This is a genomic window from Dyella tabacisoli (assembly GCF_003350925.1).
Taxonomy (GTDB): domain Bacteria; phylum Pseudomonadota; class Gammaproteobacteria; order Xanthomonadales; family Rhodanobacteraceae; genus Dyella_C; species Dyella_C tabacisoli.
Genome location: NZ_KZ857179.1, coordinates 150,952 through 169,138 on the forward strand (window position 1 = coordinate 150,952; position 18,187 = coordinate 169,138).

14 protein-coding genes and 1 tRNA gene are annotated in these 18,187 nt (G+C 61.3%); 7 read left to right on the forward strand and 8 right to left on the reverse strand.

Annotated features, from left to right (window positions below):
- Positions 1-41: 41 nt before the first annotated feature.
- Positions 42-491 carry a hypothetical protein gene (locus DVJ77_RS15655; protein ID WP_114846452.1) on the forward strand — a complete coding sequence of 150 codons (450 nt, stop codon included), beginning with the start codon at positions 42-44 and terminating at the stop codon, positions 489-491.
- Between the two features lie 80 nt (positions 492-571).
- Here DVJ77_RS15655 and DVJ77_RS15660 read toward each other — a convergent pair whose 3' ends face one another.
- Positions 572-1,153, reverse strand: coding sequence for an outer membrane protein (locus tag DVJ77_RS15660; RefSeq protein WP_162791517.1), 582 nt, complete (start codon positions 1,151-1,153; stop codon positions 572-574).
- A 317-nt stretch (positions 1,154-1,470) separates the two neighbouring features.
- Here DVJ77_RS15660 and DVJ77_RS15665 point away from each other — a divergent pair, with 317 nt between their 5' ends.
- Positions 1,471-3,342 carry a M61 family metallopeptidase gene (locus DVJ77_RS15665; RefSeq protein WP_191983710.1) on the forward strand — a complete coding sequence of 624 codons (1,872 nt, stop codon included), beginning with the start codon at positions 1,471-1,473 and terminating at the stop codon, positions 3,340-3,342.
- A 108-nt stretch (positions 3,343-3,450) separates the two neighbouring features.
- Here the strand turns inward: DVJ77_RS15665 and DVJ77_RS15670 are convergent, their stop codons facing one another.
- A complete protein-coding gene (locus DVJ77_RS15670) occupies positions 3,451-6,120 on the reverse strand; it encodes an eCIS core domain-containing protein (RefSeq protein ID WP_162791518.1) in 2,670 nt (889 codons plus the stop codon).
- A gap of 182 nt (positions 6,121-6,302) precedes the next feature.
- Between DVJ77_RS15670 and DVJ77_RS15675 the strand changes: the two genes are divergently transcribed.
- The 3 genes from DVJ77_RS15675 (at position 6,303) to DVJ77_RS15685 (ending at position 9,070) form a co-directional block, all read left to right on the forward strand.
- Positions 6,303-6,379: transfer RNA gene (locus DVJ77_RS15675), tRNA-Arg, on the forward strand.
- Between the two features lie 217 nt (positions 6,380-6,596).
- Positions 6,597-7,391 (forward strand): hypothetical protein, encoded by a 795-nt coding sequence (locus DVJ77_RS15680; protein ID WP_162791519.1) that lies wholly within the window; start codon positions 6,597-6,599, stop codon positions 7,389-7,391.
- A gap of 200 nt (positions 7,392-7,591) precedes the next feature.
- Positions 7,592-9,070 carry an eCIS core domain-containing protein gene (locus DVJ77_RS15685; RefSeq protein ID WP_162791520.1) on the forward strand — a complete coding sequence of 493 codons (1,479 nt, stop codon included), beginning with the start codon at positions 7,592-7,594 and terminating at the stop codon, positions 9,068-9,070.
- 104 nt (positions 9,071-9,174) lie between these two features.
- On the opposite strand, the gene DVJ77_RS15690 is transcribed toward DVJ77_RS15685, so the two are convergent.
- The 3 genes from DVJ77_RS15690 to DVJ77_RS15700 form a co-directional block, all read right to left on the reverse strand.
- Complete coding sequence (locus DVJ77_RS15690) at positions 9,175-9,786, reverse strand: hypothetical protein (protein ID WP_114846458.1); 612 nt, start codon at positions 9,784-9,786, stop codon at positions 9,175-9,177.
- 130 nt (positions 9,787-9,916) lie between these two features.
- Positions 9,917-10,741 carry an NADPH-dependent 7-cyano-7-deazaguanine reductase QueF gene (gene queF / locus DVJ77_RS15695; protein WP_114846459.1) on the reverse strand — a complete coding sequence of 275 codons (825 nt, stop codon included), beginning with the start codon at positions 10,739-10,741 and terminating at the stop codon, positions 9,917-9,919.
- Between the two features lie 81 nt (positions 10,742-10,822).
- Complete coding sequence (locus DVJ77_RS15700; RefSeq protein ID WP_114846570.1) at positions 10,823-11,830, reverse strand: aldo/keto reductase; 1,008 nt, start codon at positions 11,828-11,830, stop codon at positions 10,823-10,825.
- 118 nt (positions 11,831-11,948) lie between these two features.
- On the opposite strand from DVJ77_RS15700, the gene DVJ77_RS15705 reads away from it, so the two are divergent.
- The gene (locus tag DVJ77_RS15705) at positions 11,949-12,845 is read left to right on the forward strand and encodes a LysR family transcriptional regulator (RefSeq protein WP_114846460.1); all 897 of its coding nucleotides are present in this window, start codon (positions 11,949-11,951) and stop codon (positions 12,843-12,845) included.
- A gap of 101 nt (positions 12,846-12,946) precedes the next feature.
- Here DVJ77_RS15705 and DVJ77_RS15710 read toward each other — a convergent pair whose 3' ends face one another.
- Positions 12,947-13,345 carry an acyl-CoA thioesterase gene (locus DVJ77_RS15710; protein ID WP_114846461.1) on the reverse strand — a complete coding sequence of 133 codons (399 nt, stop codon included), beginning with the start codon at positions 13,343-13,345 and terminating at the stop codon, positions 12,947-12,949.
- A gap of 228 nt (positions 13,346-13,573) precedes the next feature.
- On the opposite strand from DVJ77_RS15710, the gene DVJ77_RS15715 reads away from it, so the two are divergent.
- On the forward strand, positions 13,574-15,949 hold the full coding sequence (locus tag DVJ77_RS15715; protein WP_380038056.1) for a S9 family peptidase: 2,376 nt from the start codon (positions 13,574-13,576) through the stop codon (positions 15,947-15,949).
- 46 nt (positions 15,950-15,995) lie between these two features.
- On the opposite strand, the gene DVJ77_RS15720 is transcribed toward DVJ77_RS15715, so the two are convergent.
- Both DVJ77_RS15720 and DVJ77_RS15725 read right to left on the reverse strand, forming a co-directional pair.
- Positions 15,996-17,795 (reverse strand): M56 family metallopeptidase, encoded by a 1,800-nt coding sequence (locus DVJ77_RS15720; RefSeq protein ID WP_114846463.1) that lies wholly within the window; start codon positions 17,793-17,795, stop codon positions 15,996-15,998.
- A gap of 1 nt (position 17,796) precedes the next feature.
- Positions 17,797-18,183 (reverse strand): BlaI/MecI/CopY family transcriptional regulator, encoded by a 387-nt coding sequence (locus tag DVJ77_RS15725; protein WP_114846464.1) that lies wholly within the window; start codon positions 18,181-18,183, stop codon positions 17,797-17,799.
- Positions 18,184-18,187: the final 4 nt, after the last annotated feature.

The window sequence follows — 18,187 nt, forward strand, 5'->3', positions numbered from 1 at the left end:
TGGAAATGATGAGGCCGTGGACGCGACGGGCCATACGATGGATGTCGGCAGTCCTGTTTTCCTGCCTGCCGGTCTTGGCGGCCCATGCCAAAGAAGATGCCGCTGACTTCATCGGCATCTTCGCCCCCAACGATGAGATCGAACCGATCTTTAAAGTCGTCAGGGAAAATGGACGGCTGCTGGTATCCATCGAAAAAGACGACGAGTCTTGCGGCTGGCTTCCGCTCATCGATGCCGATGGCAACGTCGAGCAGGCCCGGCTGGCTGATCGTGCTGAGTTGAGCAAGCTGCTTGGCCGGTCGGCCCCCGAGCAAGTGCAGGCGATCGTCATTGATGGTTGGGGGGTGATCTATCACGCGCCGAAAGGCTGGCGGCTCAATGGAAATTTCGCCACGCAGACCGGCTTCTTTCTCACGTTCAAATCCAGTGGCGAAGGTATGTCCAGCCCCGGCGATTTCCACAAAGTGAGCCCGGAATCGGTCTGCCCATAGCGATGCCCCATCGATAGGGCCTGAAAAAACAACGGCCGCACAAGGCGGCCGTTGTCGATCATTGCTATGAAGCGTGCAGCTTAGAAGCGGTATTCCACCGAAGCGGAGTACGTTGCCACGTTGACGTTGTCCTGCGGCAGGTTGGCGCCGCCGCGGCCGTACTTGACGTGGTAATTGTCGTAGTTGATACCGAGGCTGACGTCTTTGGTCAGGTTGTAACCGACGCCCACGCCTGCGTACCAGCCGTTGTTCCAGCTCTTCTCGCTGATGCTGGAACCGCCGGAGACGAGCTTGGCGTCGATGTGCGAACGCAGGTAGCCGCCGTGACCGGTGACATACCAATTCTGATAGAAGTCGTACTTAGCGTTGACGCCGATGGTGGCAGCCTGGGTCTTGGCCGAGAGCGTGGTGATGCCGTCCGAGGACTTCGGGCGGCCGAGGTAGGCGTAGCCCACTTCCGCGCCGACGATACCGTTCCAGCGCCAGCCGAAACGCACGTTCTGGAACACGCTGTTCTTGTGGTCGAAGCTGGTGCGGAAGTCCGACTTACCAAGGTTGCCGGCAACGAAGAAGTTGTCGAGCTGGTTGTTTTCGCTCGCCGCAGCGGCAAACGAAGAAACGCTAGCAACGGCCAAAGCGGCCGCAATCAGGGTCTTTTTCATGGATAGCTCCATTTCTTATTTGGGGTTGCCTGGCGCGACACCATGGGGATGGCAAGGTCGCGGCGGCCCGCGTCGGGGGAACGCGGAATGCCTAGGATAATGGCAATTGTCTTGCGATGGTCTTTCTGCGCCTAGCACAAGATTGTTGCGGTTCAGTGAGCATCTGTATGCGTTAGTACTGCTCCATGACCTCTGGCATGGTGTGATGCGCGGCACGGCGTTCTAGCATCATGTGGTCAGCTCCCGTACAGCGAAGCAGCGTTGCACGGCATATTCCACAGGAGACCGCTTTGAAAGTTTCGCGCCTTGCTTCCGCCATGTTCGTTTCGGCCTTAGGGTTGAGCAGCTTTGCCGCCATCGCCGATGTACCGGCGCCGCAGGATGTGCCTTTCGATGGCACTCTGAAAATCAACGTCGACGCCACCGACCTCGCCCGCCGCGTGTTTCGCGTGCACGAAGTGGTACCGGCACAGCCGGGCACGTTGACTTTGCTGTATCCGCAGTGGTTGCCGGGTAATCACTCGCCCAGCGGTCCGATCGACAAGATGGCTGGCCTTAAGGTGAGCGCGAACGGCAAGACGCTGGCGTGGAAGCGCGATCCGCTGAACGTCTATGCGTTTCATGTCGAGGTGCCGCAAGGCGCGAGCAGCGTGGAAGTGGAGTTCCAGTTTCTGTCGGCGCAAGACCCCCGCCAGGGCCGTGTGGTGATGACGCCGGAGATGCTCAATCTGCAGTGGAACACGGTGACGATGTATCCGGCCGGTTACTACACCAGCCGCATCAAGGCCGAGGCCAGCGTGAAGTTGCCTGCCGGCTGGCAGTTCGGCAGCGCGCTTGAGGTGGCTACGCGCGAGGGCGACACGGTGCATTTCAAGTCGATCGACTATGACGATCTGGTCGATTCGCCGATCTATGCCGGTCAGTATTTCAAGCGCGTCGATCTGGATCCGGGTGCGAAGACGCCGGTGTTTCTTAACATCGTCGCCGACGAAGCGAAGTACCTGGAGATCAAGCCCGAACAGTTGAAGCTGCATCAGAATCTGGTGCAGCAGATGTACAAGCTGTACGGCGCGCATCACTACGACCATTACGATTTCCTGCTCTCGCTGAGTGACAAGATGAGCGGCAATGGTCTGGAGCATCACCGCTCCAGCGAAAACGGCGTCAGCCCCGGTTACTTCACCGAATGGGAGAAGGGTGCGCTCGGCCGCGATCTGCTGCCGCATGAGTTCAACCATTCGTGGGACGGTAAATACCGTCGTGGCGCCGATCTGGCCACGCCCAGTTTCAACGTGCCGATGCAAGACAGCTTGTTGTGGGTGTATGAGGGCCAGACTCAGTTCTGGGGCAATGTGATGGCGGCACGCTCGGGTCTGGTCAAGCCCGAAGAAGCACGCGACATGCTTGCCTTCGTCGCCGCCAGCTACGACAAAGGTCGTCCGGGCTTGCAGCAGTGGCGCAATATTCAAGACACCACCAACGATCCGATCATCGCCCAGCGCCGGCCGCTGCCCTACAGCAACTACCAGATGAGCGAGGACTATTACTCCGGCGGCCAGATGATCTGGCTCGATGTCGACGGCAAGCTGCGTCAGCTCAGCGGCAACAAACGCACGATTGACGATTTCGCCAAAGCCTTCTTCGGCATGGAGAACGGCAAATGGGACGTCAACCCCTACACCTTCGACGACGTGGTCAAGACCCTCAACGATATCCAGCCCTATGACTGGGCCAACTATCTGCGCGAGCGTTTGGACGGCCATGGTCCGCTGACCGGCGGTATCGACGCCAGCGGCTGGAAGCTGGTCTATACCGACAAGCCGTCCGATGCGATCAAGGCGATCGAAATGCGCCGCGGCTTTACCAGCCTGACCTATTCGCTGGGCATATCGATAGCCAAGGCCGGTGAAATCTCCGACGTGTTGTGGGACGGCCCGGCCTTCAAGGCCGGTGTGTCGCCAGGCATGAAGTTGATCGCCGTCAATGGCAAGGAGTTCTCCGGCGACGCGATCAAGGACGCCGTGACCGCCGCCGCGAAAGACAAGAACAAGCCAGTCGAGCTGCTGGTGAAAAACTTCGACGAGTACAAGACCCTGCGCATCGACTATCACGATGGCTTGAAGTACCCGCACCTGGAGCGCGACAGCAGCAAGCCGGATCGTTTGGCCGAGTTGCTCAAGGCACGTTGATCCCCAGCACCGCCCTCTCCAGAAGCGCTTTCTCAAGGACTCACCCCTCCCCTGCCAGCAGGGGAGGGAGCGAACCACACCAGTGAGCTATGGAATGTCTAGAGACGCTCAGTGCGCCGGCACGAGAATTTTTTGCCCCGCACTGAGTGTCGGCCAGGCGTAGGACGCATCGGTGGGTATATCCGGGTTCGCGCGCACCAGCGCCACCTCGGTTACGCCATTTTGCGCAGCGATGTTGGCGCGGGTCTCGCCGGCAACGACCCAGTGTTCGCGGCAACCGGTGAGTACGGCGGTTGCCGGCAAGGCATCGGTGATACCTGCGTTATCTCGCTCGATCGTTGCGCGCGGGACGCCACTGCGGCTCGCCAGATCGTCGAGGCCTGCCATGCCCGGTCGTATGCGCGTCTGCACGGGAGCACCCGCCGCCGGCAGTGTGGCGAGCGGAGTACCCGCTGGCGCCAGGCCCAGATATTCAACATGGCCCTCGAAGAACGCCGCACGTACCGCCGACTCGCCGACGCCGCTATGCGCCGGGCCACCGGGCGGAGTACCGCCGTCGCGGATGCGCTCGGCTTCAGCGCGTGGCTCGGCATACTGCGATGGACTGACTCGGTCGGTAATCAGGGTCGCGTCGGGAGCGGGCGTCGATTGCGCGCCTTCGACGGTGCGCCGCAGCGGCTCGACACTGCCGGAGCGCACGCGGGGCAGTACATCGGTATTGAGTGTCGAGACGGTGAACATCTCGGTGAAACCTTCTTGCATGGAGCCACGCCCTTGTATGGCGTCAGTGAAGGCCGGGTGCGTGCGCAAATGCAGGCTCTCGTGAGTGGCGGATTTGAAGACCTGCCACCGTTGTTGAAGCTCCGAGGTGCTCGGATTGGCGCCAGGAGTAAACCCTGATTGCAAGGTGATGCCGCGTTGTCCCTCTTCGCTCCACCCCGTCATCCGATAATCGATGAGCATGCGTTGATTATTGGGATGGCCGATGGTCTGGGCTGCGGTATAGGCGTTCGATACCGCCCAACGGAACGTGTTGCCAGGATCGTCTTGCGGTGTGTAATGGTGTGAGGCGAGGATATCCGTAGCGAAATGCCGCGAACCGGCGGCGCCGGCCGTGCCACCGGGAAGATCATGCTCGAACAACCAATAGGGGACGCCATGGGCCAGATTCGCATCGCCCACGAGGGTGCTGCGATCCGCTTCGCTTGATGCATCGAAGAGGTTTTGTCCTGGCCCTGGGGTAGTCACGCGGGCGCTACGCTTACTTACTTGTGCGGGGCTGGACGTCGCCGCGTCCATCGACGTGCCATAGCGTGTTTCAAGTACCGCACGGGCCTGATTCGCGATATCGACGACACCGGTGCCCGCAGGGGCTCCAGCGGCGGCTCCGGGTGCTGGGGCTGGGGTGTTGAAGGAGACGTGCTGCTGGGATAGTGCAGCGACTGTCTGCGGGCGAAAAGCAGTTATATAGGCATCGAAGGCGTGGAATAGCTGGCTCTGCAACGTCGCGCGTGCCGCTGCTTCATTGGGCGCGCCGGCCTTGCCGTCCCATACGACAGGAGCCGGCGGCGCTGCGGCGGCCGGTGCCGGTGGTGCAGCCCCGCCCGCTGGCGCCGCGGGTGCGGCCGGTGCCGCAGGCGGTGCGGGTGCCGGGCGGCTATTGGGCTCCAATTCGTAGCCGATCTGCTGCGCGGTCGGGGCGTCGGGCAGTGCCGCCACCGGGCCGGGAGCTATCGCGCGTTGATCCGCGCCAGCCGGTCGTGAGGCGGTCACAAAGTTATTCATGGTGAGCTGGTCGGCGGCAGGCAGGCCAGAAGCCGTGATGGTTGCCTGGGCCGTGCTGAGGTTAGGCATCTGCCGCACGACCTGCATCGCCGTGACCAGTCGAGTCTGGTTGAAAGCCCTGGCCGCGCCGGCATTTGTGATGAGTGATTCGAGCTGGAGGCGGCTGCTCAGCTCGGCCAATGTGGTCATCAGTTCGTTAACCGACAAACCATCGAGAATGCGAAAGGCTGCCGTATAGTCGCCAACCCCGGCGACGGGGCTGACCACCGCGAGCGCTTGCATCACTTGCTCTACGGCCGCGCTGGCGGGTAGCCCTTGCCGCTGGATGACTCCGCTTGCAGTAAGCGGAGCGGTACTCGCGCCGACGAAGCTTTCGGCATGGTCGCCGGATGTGTTTATCGCCCGCCTGCCGAACGCATCGGCCTCCCGCTCCAGAGCCGGGTCGTTATTGAGTCCGCTGCCGCCGAGTTGCGATGTCGCGCTGACGCGGCCGCTGCGTTGTTGCAGCACATGCCCGAGTTCGTGCCCAAGCAATTGCTGTCCTTTTGACGTATCGGGCGCCCAATAGCCCGGCGCCATATGAATGTCGCGTCCTTCGGTGAAGGCTTCTGCCTGCAGATGCGATGCGCGGGTGGAGTTTGCGTGCAATCGCACGTCGGAGAAATCGGCGTCCAGCGCGTACTCCATCTTGGCGCGCAGGTTGCGTGGTATGCCGGTGGCATCGGGCAGACGGAACGAAAGTGAGTGCGCCGTCGCGAGCGACGGCTCGGCCAGCTCGTGCTCATGTTCTGCTGTGGGCGGAGCGGCGGTCGCGCAGGCTTGATGAAACAAGGGTATCCGGCTGAAATCGTGAGCCATGCCCGGCGAGCGCGGCGGCGCTGTATTTCCCGCTGCCGGTCTTGCCTGGGCTTCATGGCTGGTCGGCTTCGATGAGGTATGCGCGGCGGATACAGGCTCAGTCTGCGCCTGCGGCTTCTGGGCGAAAGTGCGCATGCTCATGCTCCTCCCCTCTGACCGGCGCAGCCTACACCCAGGACTTGGCAAAATCTGGTCGTGAGCCGGCCGGGGAGCGTGAACGGGTTCTTCGCCTTTCATGCCTGGGGTGGCGCCTGCGGGAAGCTCCGCTATACTGCGCGTCCGCCGTCGCCTTACACCGCACGGCCGGCACGCATCATGCGCCCGTAGCTCAGCCGGATAGAGTAGTGGCTTCCGAAGCCATTGGTCGGGGGTTCGAATCCCTCCGGGCGCGCCACTCAAGCCTTAAATAACCGTCAATGTGCGTTGATAAGGCGCGCGTGGCCATGCCTTGTTGCCCGCAGGGCGGCGTTCCATACTGACCCGGCATGAGGGAGCCTGGTTGCGGGGTCAGGACAGTCGCACCGGCGGCGTTGTGTAACTCGGCGAAAGGGGAGTTCGACGTGGACCATATATCTGCCTTCGGCTCGCTGCTCAAATACGGATTGCCTGGATTGGCACTGGGCCTGTTTCTCGGTGCGATCGCCGGCATCGTTGCCAAGAACCTCACTTCTTTGACGGTCGATGCGCTCAAGGTCTGCTTTAAATACGCCACGATTCTGTTCGCGCTGACGTGTGTGGCCAATGTCGTTCCGCTGTTTCTGGATTACCTGTCCGGGCAAAGAAATTCGCGCATGACGATCGCGGTCAACGTCGAGCCTTCATTTGGCGAGAAGTATCCGCAAGCCGTTGCGCATATGAAAACAGACCTGACGCCGCACCCCGCCGACAATCATGTGGATGTGTCGACGCACGGAACGAACAGCACGGTGTATGTCGACGTGACGGCGATGGGCGATGTCATGGATCAGTTATTGCACAACAATGTTGATCTCAAGACGCAGGTTTCCATGTTGCAGAAGGGCAACGATGAGCGAGCGAAACTTTACGCCGCCATCGTGCCGGCGCCACAAGCCGTACGAGACACCGTCGACAAGGTCATGAACGCCGCCGACAGTTCGGCGGTGGCAACCGACACCTGCCGCAAATCCAATGCTGCGTTATGCGGATGGGCTCACCTGGCGGCGGGCAACGCCCAGGCCGCGCAGGTGTCCTTTACGGCGGCCGCCGGAGACCCGGCGGTGCCGAAGGAGCAGGCCGCCTCGGCGCAAAACGGGCTCGGATATACCTATCTGACCGAAGGGCGGACCGTTGAGGCGATCCAGCAGACCAAGAGCGCGGCGGTCGCTGGAGACCACGGCGCGTCAGTGCAGTTACAGGCGATCAAGCGAACCGTCAAAGGAATCTGATAGTGCGGCCTCGCGGCTAGAAGTGATCCAGGTCATCATTCTGAACAGGTGCAGCCATGCTTGCTCCGTCTGTCGAAAAGCGAAAGTCAGCGCCGCCACAACGCTTGGTTATTGCGGAACAACGGCCCAGGCCGGCTATGGTGCCCCTTCGAAGCGGTGACCATCGGGCGACGCTCCAGGAAGCGGCGCCACCCTGGGACTTGAGCAGGATCCCGGTATTTTCGCCTGACCGGGCAACGCCAGGCCAAGCGCAACCCGCGCTCAACGCGCTGCTGCCTGGTGTTTCGCAGCCGAAGCTCGCAGGCACCGATGTCAACGATCCGCTTGAGCATAAGGCGGACCATGTGGCAGACCAAGCGGTCAACGGCGGATCGAACGTTCCCGATGCTATGCGGCGACCGCTTGAGGCAAGGCTCGGCCACGACTTTGCAGATATCCGGGTGCATGCCGATGAACATGCGCACCGATTCACCGAGCGGCTGGACGCGCATGCGATCGCTCTGCCGGGCCACGTATTCGTCAACCAAGCAGATCTCGCGCGCGATACGCCGGCTGGGCGCTGGGTGATGGCCCATGAGCTTTCTCACATCGCGCAAATGCGCAACGGATCGGCTGGCCAGACGCAGCAAGTCGCGAGCCTAGAAAAAGAAGCATCGAAGAATGCAACGCTTGTGTCGCTGGGAATTCCGGCTCCTGTCCGGCTTGCATCGCGCCCGCAGGCACTGGCGCTCGGTAAAGCAGAAGCCATCACGGTCGGCGCCATCGGCGGCTTGGCCGTCGCTGGGGTTGGGTTGACGATTGCGGCGCTGGCGGGCGCCGTCCCCGGACTCGGCATCGTTGTCGGTGCCTTGGTGGGGGCGGGCGCACTAGGTGCCTTGATTGGAGGTCTCGCGGCGAGCCCCGATATCCCGAAAGAGCCGAAGGAGCGATATGCCTATTTTTTGCGCGATGGGGCGGAGCGACTGGCAAGCGCGCAGTTCGGTCAGCCGTTGGGCTCGGATTTCGAGGACAAATTCGATCACGAATACTGGGAGTGGGACAACGATCCCAAGTTCTCGCGGCGCCTCAAGCTCAAAGAGGGAAAGAAGCCTTCAGCAGCCATCAACGCGCTGTTTTCTCACCTGAGCAAATGGCGTGTCGACTGCGATCACCTCGTGCAGATCGCGCATCTGTGGGCCCAGCTCAACACCTTGGGAGAGAGCGAATTCGACCAGCGCAATACGCCAACGCTGGAGCTTCGTCCTCGCGAGTCATCGACGCTGAAGACGAAGGAGCATTACGGCCGCGTGGGCCCGAACGACTATTGGAAGGTCATCGTGGAATGGCGGCCACCCAATAACCCGCAATTCGATCCGCGCGACACCAAAAAGACGACAGAAGAGCTAGTGCAAACAGCGCCTGTCGGGAGTCGGGTACGTTTTACCAACCGTCATGCACAAGCATGGCATCCGTTCTGTCATGAAAACACCCTCAAAGTAGGCAACGACCTTTTTGCGGCGGGTGGGATGACGACGATGTTGGGCCGTAATACCTTCTCTCAGCTTGAGGTCGAAACGAACCTCGCGAAATATACGAATCCAGACGCCAATCCGGCCTATATCCGCGAAGCTATCTATATCGACGAAATCGAGATATTCGATACGCCGGATGCGGCATCGCGCCCCTCTGACAAGCATTGATAGGCGAGGTGGTGTGCGCTGGGGCTGCGCTGTAGGTAGTGATAGTCCAGGCATAAAAAAAGGCGCCCGGAAGGCGCCTTTTTTGTATCGAGGGCGAAAGACGATCAGCCCTTCTTGATCTCGAAATTCTGCGTGGTGATCGACTTGCCGTCGAGCGAAATCTCGACCTTGTACTTGCCTTCCGGCCACGGGTTCGGGTTCACCACTTTGAAGGTGGTGGTTGCGGCACCTTCGGTGGCGATCGACTGGCTGGTGTTGGTAATCAACTGGCTTTTATCCAGGTAGGTCCACTTGGCGCTGAGGGTGGCGCTGCTGGTGCTGCCTTCGGTGCCGACGCTGGCGTAGATGGTTTTTTCGTTCGGCGCGAAGCTGTTCTTGGCCTTGCTCACTTTGTGCTCGGCGTTGACGGCATTGCCGAGAACCACGCCGGCGATCTTGAAGCTGGTGTCGGCGGCGGCGGGTGTTGCCGGTGCCGGTGCGGCAGGCGCCACGTTGGCGGCGGCAGGTGCCGCTGCAGTGCTGGCAGTGGCCGGGTGAGCCGCGGTGCTGGCCGGTGCCGGCGCCACGGGTGCGGTGGATGCGGGTGCGGGTGTCGGTGCGGTGCTGGCGGCAGCCGGTGCATTGGCCGGCGGCTCGTTCTTGCCGCAGGCACTGAGCATCAGCAGGCCGGCGAAGGTGGCGCTGTACAGGGCGGCGGAGCGTGCGGAAAGTTTCATGATCGGAATCCGTTATCGGCGATGTAGTTCGGTGTGATGCAGTTCGGCGCATAGCGCAAGGTGCAAAGCCTAGCGCTATTGTCATGAAGCGTCGATTACTGGAACACGGTTTGGCGGCGATTTGGCCGCTTTATTGCCGCGCGCCGCGCGGGTTGTCGGGGGTGGCCGGCAAGTTGCTGCGAAATGGATTGATATCGAGTCCGCCACGGCGTGTGTAGCGTGCGTATACGCTTAGTTGCGTGGGCGCGCAGCGATTCATGATGTCGACGTAAATGCGTTCCACGCATTGTTCGTGGAATTCGTTGTGGTTACGGAACGAGACCAGATAGCGCAGCAAGCCGGCGTGGTCGATCGCAGCGCCACGATACGCAATCTGCACGCTGCCCCAATCGGGCTGGCCGGTCACTGGGCAGTTGGAGCGCAGCAGATTGGACACCAAGGTTTCATCGACCGTATCGGCGAGGCTGCGGACCGACAAATAATCGGCCTTGGGCGGGCCGTAGTCGTCGATGTCCAGCTCCAAGCTGTCGATCAGCGTGCCGGATAAATCACTCACGGCGTGGCCGCGCGCGCTGGCTTCACTGAGCTGCACTTGTATCGGCGCACCGGCGGCTGCGGATAGATCGCGGGTCAGCAGCGCCGACAGCGTGGCCGCATCGGCATAACGTTCTTGCGCAAAGCCGTTCAAGTACAGCTTGAAGGATTTGGATTCGATGATGGCCGGCGAGGTCGCCGGCACGCGGAATTCAGCCAGCGCCACCATCGGCTTGCCGCGCGTATCCAGCCAGGACAGCTCGTAGGCATTCCAGATGTCTACGCCGTGGAACGGCAACACCTCGCCCACGCCGATTTCCGCGCGCTTTTCGGCACGCGGAATCGGAAACAGCAGGCTGGGGTCGTAGCGGTCGGCGTAAAGGGTGGTCTTGCCGAGTGGGGAATGTTCTGGGGTATGCATGGATGCATTTTACCCCTATGCGTTTAGGCATTAAGCATTTGCGCCGGTAGTCCGCCCCTGGCGGCAGGGGCGGACCAGGCATCAGGCGTTGACCATATGCATCACCGCACCTGGATAGCGCAAGCCCGCGACGGCATCGGCGGGGAAAACGGCGGCTATCTCAGCCAGATCGGCGGTGCTCAGCGTGACATCGAGCGCGGCGAGATTCTGCTCCAGATACTTGCGCCGCTTGGTGCCGGGAATCGCCACGATGTCCTTGCCTTGTGCGAGCACCCAGGCCAGGGCTAATTGCGCTGCCGTGCAGCCTTTGTGTATGGCCAATGCTTTCACTTTGTCGACCAGGGCGAGGTTACGGGCGAAGTTTTCACCCTGAAAACGCGGGCTGTGGCGGCGGTAGTCGTCTTCGGCGAAATCCTCCGGTCGGGTGATTTCGCCGGTGAGAAAGCCGCGACCCAGCGGCGAATAGGCGACCAGGCCGATGCCCAGTCGACGGCAAGTGCTGAGCGTGTCGTTCTGTTCGGGGTCTCGCGTCCACAGCGAGTACTCACTTTGCAGGGCGCTGATCGGATGTACCGCGTGTGCGCGTTCCAGCGTGTGCGCGGACGCTTCGGACAAGCCCAGGTAACGCACCTTGCCGGCGCGTACCAAGTCGGCCATCGCGCCCACGGTTTCCTCGATCGGCACAGTCGGGTCGACCCGGTGCTGGTAATACAGGTCGATATGCTCCACCCCAAGCCGCTTGAGGCTGGCCTCGCAGGCGGCGCGTACATACTCGGGACGGCCGTTGATACTGCGTCGTTGCGTATCGGCCTCATCGCGCACGATACCGAACTTGGTCGCCAGCACCACGCGATCGCGGCGATCGTGAATGGCCTTGCCGACCAGTTCCTCATTGATGAACGGGCCGTACATGTCGGCGGTGTCGAGCAAGGTCACGCCCAGCTCCAGCGCATGATGGATGGTGGCGATGGATTCGATGTCGTCGCGTTCGCCGTAGAAATCGCTCATACCCATGCAGCCCAGGCCAAGCGCCGAGACTTTCAGGCCCTGGCTGCCGAGGGCGCGGGTATCGAGTTGCCGTGTTTGCATGTCCTGATTCATCGGATCGGTCTCAGCGGTGGGAAGGTGAGCGCATTCTTCGCCTATGCGTCTTAGCGATAAATACTCAATAATCAACATCTCTATTTCATTGAGATAAACAATCGCCATGGATCGACTGCAGGCCATGCGAGTCTTCACGCGCATCGTTGAGCTGGGCAGCTTTACCCGTGCCGCCGACGATTTGAATCTGCCGCGCGCCACCCTGACCCACACGATCAAGCGGCTGGAAGCACAGTTGGGTACGCAGTTGCTGCAACGGACGACGCGCCGTGTGGCGATCACCCCCGATGGCCAGACGTACTATGGCCATTGCATGCGACTGCTGGCCGATCTGGACGAGGTCGAGGGCCACTTTCGCGATGCTGCCGTGCAAGTCAAAGGTCGCGTGCGGGTGGATTTGCCCGCTACGTTCGCGCGATTGAAGGTGATACCGGCGCTGCCGGCTTTTTGCGCGCGTTATCCGCAGATCGAGCTGCATATCAGCACCGGTGACCGTTATGTAAACCTGGTGCAGGAAGGCGTCGATTGTGTGCTGCGCGCGGGCGAGCTGGCGGATTCGGGCCTGGTCGGCCGCCGCGTGGCGATCTTGCCGCAGGCCACTGTCGCCAGCGCCGCTTATATACGTGAGCATGGCCTGCCGGAGACGCTGGCGGCATTGCAAAAAAGCCATCTGGCGGTGAATTGGGCCTCGCCGACTACGCGCCGGTCCGAGCCTTTGGATTTTATGGTGAACCGCAAACTGCGCCAGGTGGACATGCCCAGCCGCGTCACCGTCAACGGCACCGAGGCCTACCTGGCCTGCTGCGAGGCCGGCATGGGCATTGCCCAGTTTCCGCGTTATCGCATCGCCGAGGCATTGGCCAAGGGTGAGCTATGCGAGATCTTGCCGGCTTATCCGCCGCCGCCGTTGCCGGTGACGGTGCTGTATCCACCGCAGCGCCAGTTGCCGGCGCGATTGCGTGTATTTATCGACTGGCTGGCCGAGCTGATGGCCGACATGTAGGTTGGGCTGAACGAAGTGATGCCCAACGTTGCGCAACGTTGGGATGTACGTTGGAGACCAATGTTGGGGTTCGCTTCGCTCACCACCAACCTACCGCGTCATTACGGCGTAACTGCTATTTCCAACATGGCGGGCACACTTGTCGGCGTGCCGTTGGAGTCGAGCGCAATCATCACAAAGCGGCCGGTGGTGCAGACGCGGCGGTCGCCGCTGAGCAGATCCTCGGCGATCATTTCCACTTCCACCTGCATCGAGCTGCGGCCGACTTCGACGATGCGCGCGGTCAGCTCCACCAATTGGCCCTTGCGTACCGGTACGCGGAAGTCCACCTGCTCCGAGCGTGCGGTGACCACGGTGCGCCGCGCGTAGCGCGAAGCGACGATAAAAGCGGCCTTATCCATCCATGCAAGTGCCTGACCGCCGAACAATGTGTTGAGATGATTGGTGTGGTCCGGGAAAACCATTTCCAGCAGACGGGCTTCGAGCGGGGCGGTGGTCATGGCGGTGTTCTTATGCGTGGCGGCGGGCGAGGCGTACGTTGGCGTATTTTGCCGCGGCGCACAACAGTCAGTCGGTTTGCCGCAAGCCTTGCCTGCGTCCATGTCACGGCGGCGATATAGGGACCTTTGGCAGGGGTGCCGGCACGGGTTTGGCCGCTAGGATCGAGGGTTGGACTATTTTCGCCATGGTCGGCGTTCGCAGTGATTCATAGTGCAAGGGGAGTCAGCATGGGGGCAGTGAGCATGGGGTCGATGATGGGTAAGTCGTGCCTGTTGGGTGCGCTGGTGGTGGGGGCGTTGTCGACGGGAGTAGCCGCGCAGACCAAGGCCGAAAGCATCAAGGCATTGAGTACCGACGATTACGCGCGCGCGGAACGTTTCGTTGGCTACAACGCCAGCCCGTTGGTCGACCATGCCGTGCAGAGCGCGACCTGGCTCGATGACGGCCATTTCTGGTACCGCGACCACGACGTCAACGGCGATCGCTACCTGCGCATGGATGCGGCTACTGGTAAGGCCGAGCCGGCATTCGATCACGTCAAGCTCGCCGCCGCCTTGAGCAAGCTCACCGGTAAGACGGTGGATGCGAAAAAGCTGGCCATCGTCGACTACAGCATCGCTGCCGATGGGCGCTACAACATCGGTACCCGCAGCAAGCACTATGTGTGCGATCTCAAGAGCGCAGGCGTTTGCGTCGCCAAAGGTGGCTCAGACAAAGACCCGGCGATGAAACACGGCGATGAGCCCGGTGTGTTGTCGCCCGATAAACACAGCGAAGCTTTTATCCGTCACTGGAACTTGTGGCTGCGCGATGTCACCAGCGGCAAGGAAACCCAGCTCACCACCGATGGCGTGGAAAACTACGGCTACGCCACCGACAACGCCGGTTGGAAACATACCGACGAAGCGATTCTGGTGTGGTCGCCAGACTCCAGCAAAATCGCCACCTTCCAGCAGGATCAGCGCAAGACCAGCGACATGTATCTGGTCAGCACCAACGTCGGTCGCCCCAAGCTGGAGCAGTGGAAATACCCGCTGGTCGGCGATGAAAACATCACGATGATCGAGCGGGTCATCATCGATGTAGCCGACAAACATGTATTGCGTTTGCAGATGCCGCCGGATCAGCACCGTTCCAGTCTGTGCGACGACGTCAGTTGCGGCCGCAACGGCGGTTGGGACGATGTGAAGTGGGCACCTGACAATAAGAGCCTGGCCTTCGTCTCTACCTCGCGCGATCACAAGCAAGAGTGGTTTCGCATTGCCGATCCAGCCACCGGCGCCGTGCGTACCGTATTCGATGAAAAAGTCGCGACCTATTTCGAGAGCGGCAACGGTGAGGTGAATTGGCAGTATCTGCCTGCTACCGATGAGGCGATCTGGTTCAGCGAGCGCGACGGCTGGGGCCAGCTTTATCTTTACGACCTGCGCAGCGGCAAGCTTAAACAGCAGATCACGCAGGGCGAAGGCAATGTCAGCGAAGTGCTGCGAGTGGACGCGGCAAGCCGCACGATCTGGTTCCGTGGCGTAGGCAAAGAGCCCGGTCGCGATCCCTACTACCAGCACTTCTACAAGATCGGTATGGACGGCCAGGGCCTGACCTTGCTCACCCCCGAAGACGCCGACCATACCGTGTCGCTATCGCCCGACGGTCGTCATTTTGTCGATGCGTATTCCACCCCGACGACGGCGCCGGTTACCGTGCTGCGCAGTGCGGACGATGGCCGCGTGGTCGCGCCGATCGCCAAGGCCGACATCAGCCGTCTGACGGCCACGGGCTGGGTGCCGCCGCAGCCGTTCACGGTGAAAGGGCGTGATGGCAAGACCGATCTGTACGGCATGATGTTCAAGCCGACGCATTTCGATCCGAATAAAAAATATCCCATCGTCGATTACGTCTACCCCGGCCCGCAGACCGGTTCGGTGGGCAGCCGCAGCTTCAGCGCCGCGCGTGTCGATCATCAGGCCCTGGCTGAGCTTGGTTTCATCGTGGTCGCTATCGACGGCATGGGTACGCCGTGGCGCTCCAAGGCATTTCACGATGCCTACTTCGGCAACATCATCGACAACACCATGCCCGACCAGGTCGCCGGCCTGAAAGAGCTCGGCAAGCGTTATCCGTGGATCGATCTGGACCGCGTCGGCATGTGGGGCCACTCCGGCGGCGGCAACGCGACCGTCAGCGCACTGTTTCTGTACCCGGATTTCTTCAAGGTCGGCATCGCCGAGAGCGGTAACCACGACAACCGCAACTACGAAGACGACTGGGCCGAGAAATGGCAGGGCCTGTTGGTGAAAGACAAAGACGGCAAGAGCAATTACGACAAACAGGCCAATCAACTGTTTGCCGGCAACCTCAAAGGCCATCTGCTGCTTGCCCACGGCACCATGGACGACAACGTACCGCCGTATCAGACCTTGCTGGTAGTCGATGCGCTGATTAAAGCCAACAAAGATTTCGATCTGCTGTTGATCCCCAATGTTCATCATGGTTACGGCGAAGCCAGCGCGTACATGATGCGCAAGCGCTGGGATTACTTCGTGCGCAACCTGATGGGTGCCGAGCCGCCGCAGGGCTATGCGATGAAGCCGCCGAAGATCTGAAGATGCGCCACCTCTCTCCCCTCGCCGGGAGAGAGGTGGCATCGCATTATTGAGTGTTAGCCGCTTGTGCTACACCTTTAGCGATCGCCTCATCGAGTACTTTGTCCATCTGCTTCTCGGCGCGGTCAGACTCTGCGCTCTGCCGTTTGGACAGTTCGGCCTGCTGCTTGCTTAGTTCGGCCTGTTGTTTAGCCAATGGCTGTTGCGCGCCATTGAGCTTGGTCTGTTCATTGCGCAACGCTTCCAATTCGCTTTTGCGCTGAAACACATAAGCATCAGTAGCCGGCGTTACTTGTCTGGAGTCGATCTCGGCATCGCGTCTTTGCATCTCGCCCTGCCGTCTCGCCAGCTCGCCTTCGCGCATGGCCAGGCCACTCTCCTGCGCGGCGAGTTTGCTCTGCTCGCTGGCCAGGTGACTTTGCTCCAGCTCTAATTTGTTGACCGGTGCGTAGGCGTCGCGGGCGCGTTGAACCAGGGTTGCATCGTGAATCACATAAGCCTTGCCGTCGCGGCGAAACCACACCATCGGATCGCCGGTTCGGTGCAGGCGCTTTACGCTGTCCAGATCGAGATTGGTACCGCTGATGATGGTCAATTCACCGTCGAATAACGCAAAGCCGCGGCTGGCATTGGAATGGAGATTGATATCCGTGACGCCTCTGAACCGATTGCCGGCATAGTCTCTGGGTAGCGACGGCGGTTCGGGCGGCGGCGGTGGCGGGAGCGGGGCCACGGGTTCCGGCGGTGGCGGTGGCGGGGCTGGTGGTGGGTACTTGTCAGTGTTTTGCACGCTGATGCCGGCCGCGTTTGTATCAGCAGGGTCTGCATGCGCTGCGGTTACCCGGTATGGCAGCACGCCAGCCAGCGCGACTAGTGCGACCAGCAGCCAACTGCCGCTGCGTGGCTTTGTATCGTTGACCGTCTGTTGCAGCATCATCAATCGCCTTTTCAGGTTCTGAAACGTGGGGGAGGCGCCAGCCAGGCCGGAGTGCATCGGTTGCACCACGCCAAGGCGCAGCAATAGACGGCCATAGTCCTGCGGTACCGCGCATTGCTTTTGCAGCACCTGGGCATCGCAAGCGGCCTCGCGGTTGAGCGCGTATTCGCGCATCGCCCAGGCCACCAGCGGATGAAAAAAGAACAGGCGCTGCGCGATGGCCGGCACCCAGCCCAGCCACAGGTCGCCGCGTTGCAGATGCGCCAACTCATGGGTCAGCGCCATCGCCGATTCCGCGGCCGTCAGTGCCTGGCCGGCCGGGAGCAATACGGTCGGCCGCCATAAACCCATCACCTGCGGCGATGCGATAGCGTGCGATACGCGCAGCCGCGGACAGCGGCGTAGAGCCAGCACCTGGGCTTGCTGTTTGCACGATGCCTGCAAGCTCTCGTCATCCAGCGGTACCGACTCGCGCAGCACGGTGCGCGCAAGCCGCCATTGCCTTGTCGCCAGCGGCAGTTGCACCAGCACACCGAGCATCCACAAGCCGACAATGAGTCCGCGCCAATGGCTTGGCTGGGGCGCTATGGGTGCCTGCTGCACGGTCGCGGATATCGGCGACAGCGTGGTCGGTTCGGCCATCCAACTGACATGGTTCTCGGTGGATGTAATGACCGTGGCAACGTCTGCGCTGGGCGACAGCAAGGGCAGTTCTAGCGGTGTGCTGACGACCAGGCCGACGATGAGTTGCGCGGCAACCAGCCACCATAGCGTGCTGCGGATCGCAGGCGACAATCGCGGCAACCAGCGGCCCAGCAGCCATAGCGCGCCAATCAACAGCGCCGCCTGGGCGGAGGTCCAGATCAAACGGATAAGCAGGGTATCGGCCAAGGTATCGAGCGTGTTCATCTCACGTCTCCTTGCGCCGGGATTGCAGTTGCGACACCAGGGCTTCGAGTTCGGCCAGCTCGACGTCGCTGACTTGGGCGCGCTCCGACATCCAGGCGACGAAGGGCGATACCGAGCCGCTCAAGGTGTTCTCGACAAAATTGCCGACCGCGCTGCGCATGACCTCGCCGGGACCGGCGGTAGCGCTATAGCGATACATGCCATCTTGCTGTTTGCGCTCAAGATAGCCCTTGCTGCGCAGCCGCTCCATCATGGTGAGCACGGTGGAGCGGGCCAAGCCTCGCGCATGACCGAAGATGGACGCCACTTGGCCGACCGAGGCATGTTGGTGGTCGGCGAGATACTGCAGGAGCGCCAGCTCCTGATCGCCAATCGAGGGTTTGGACATGATC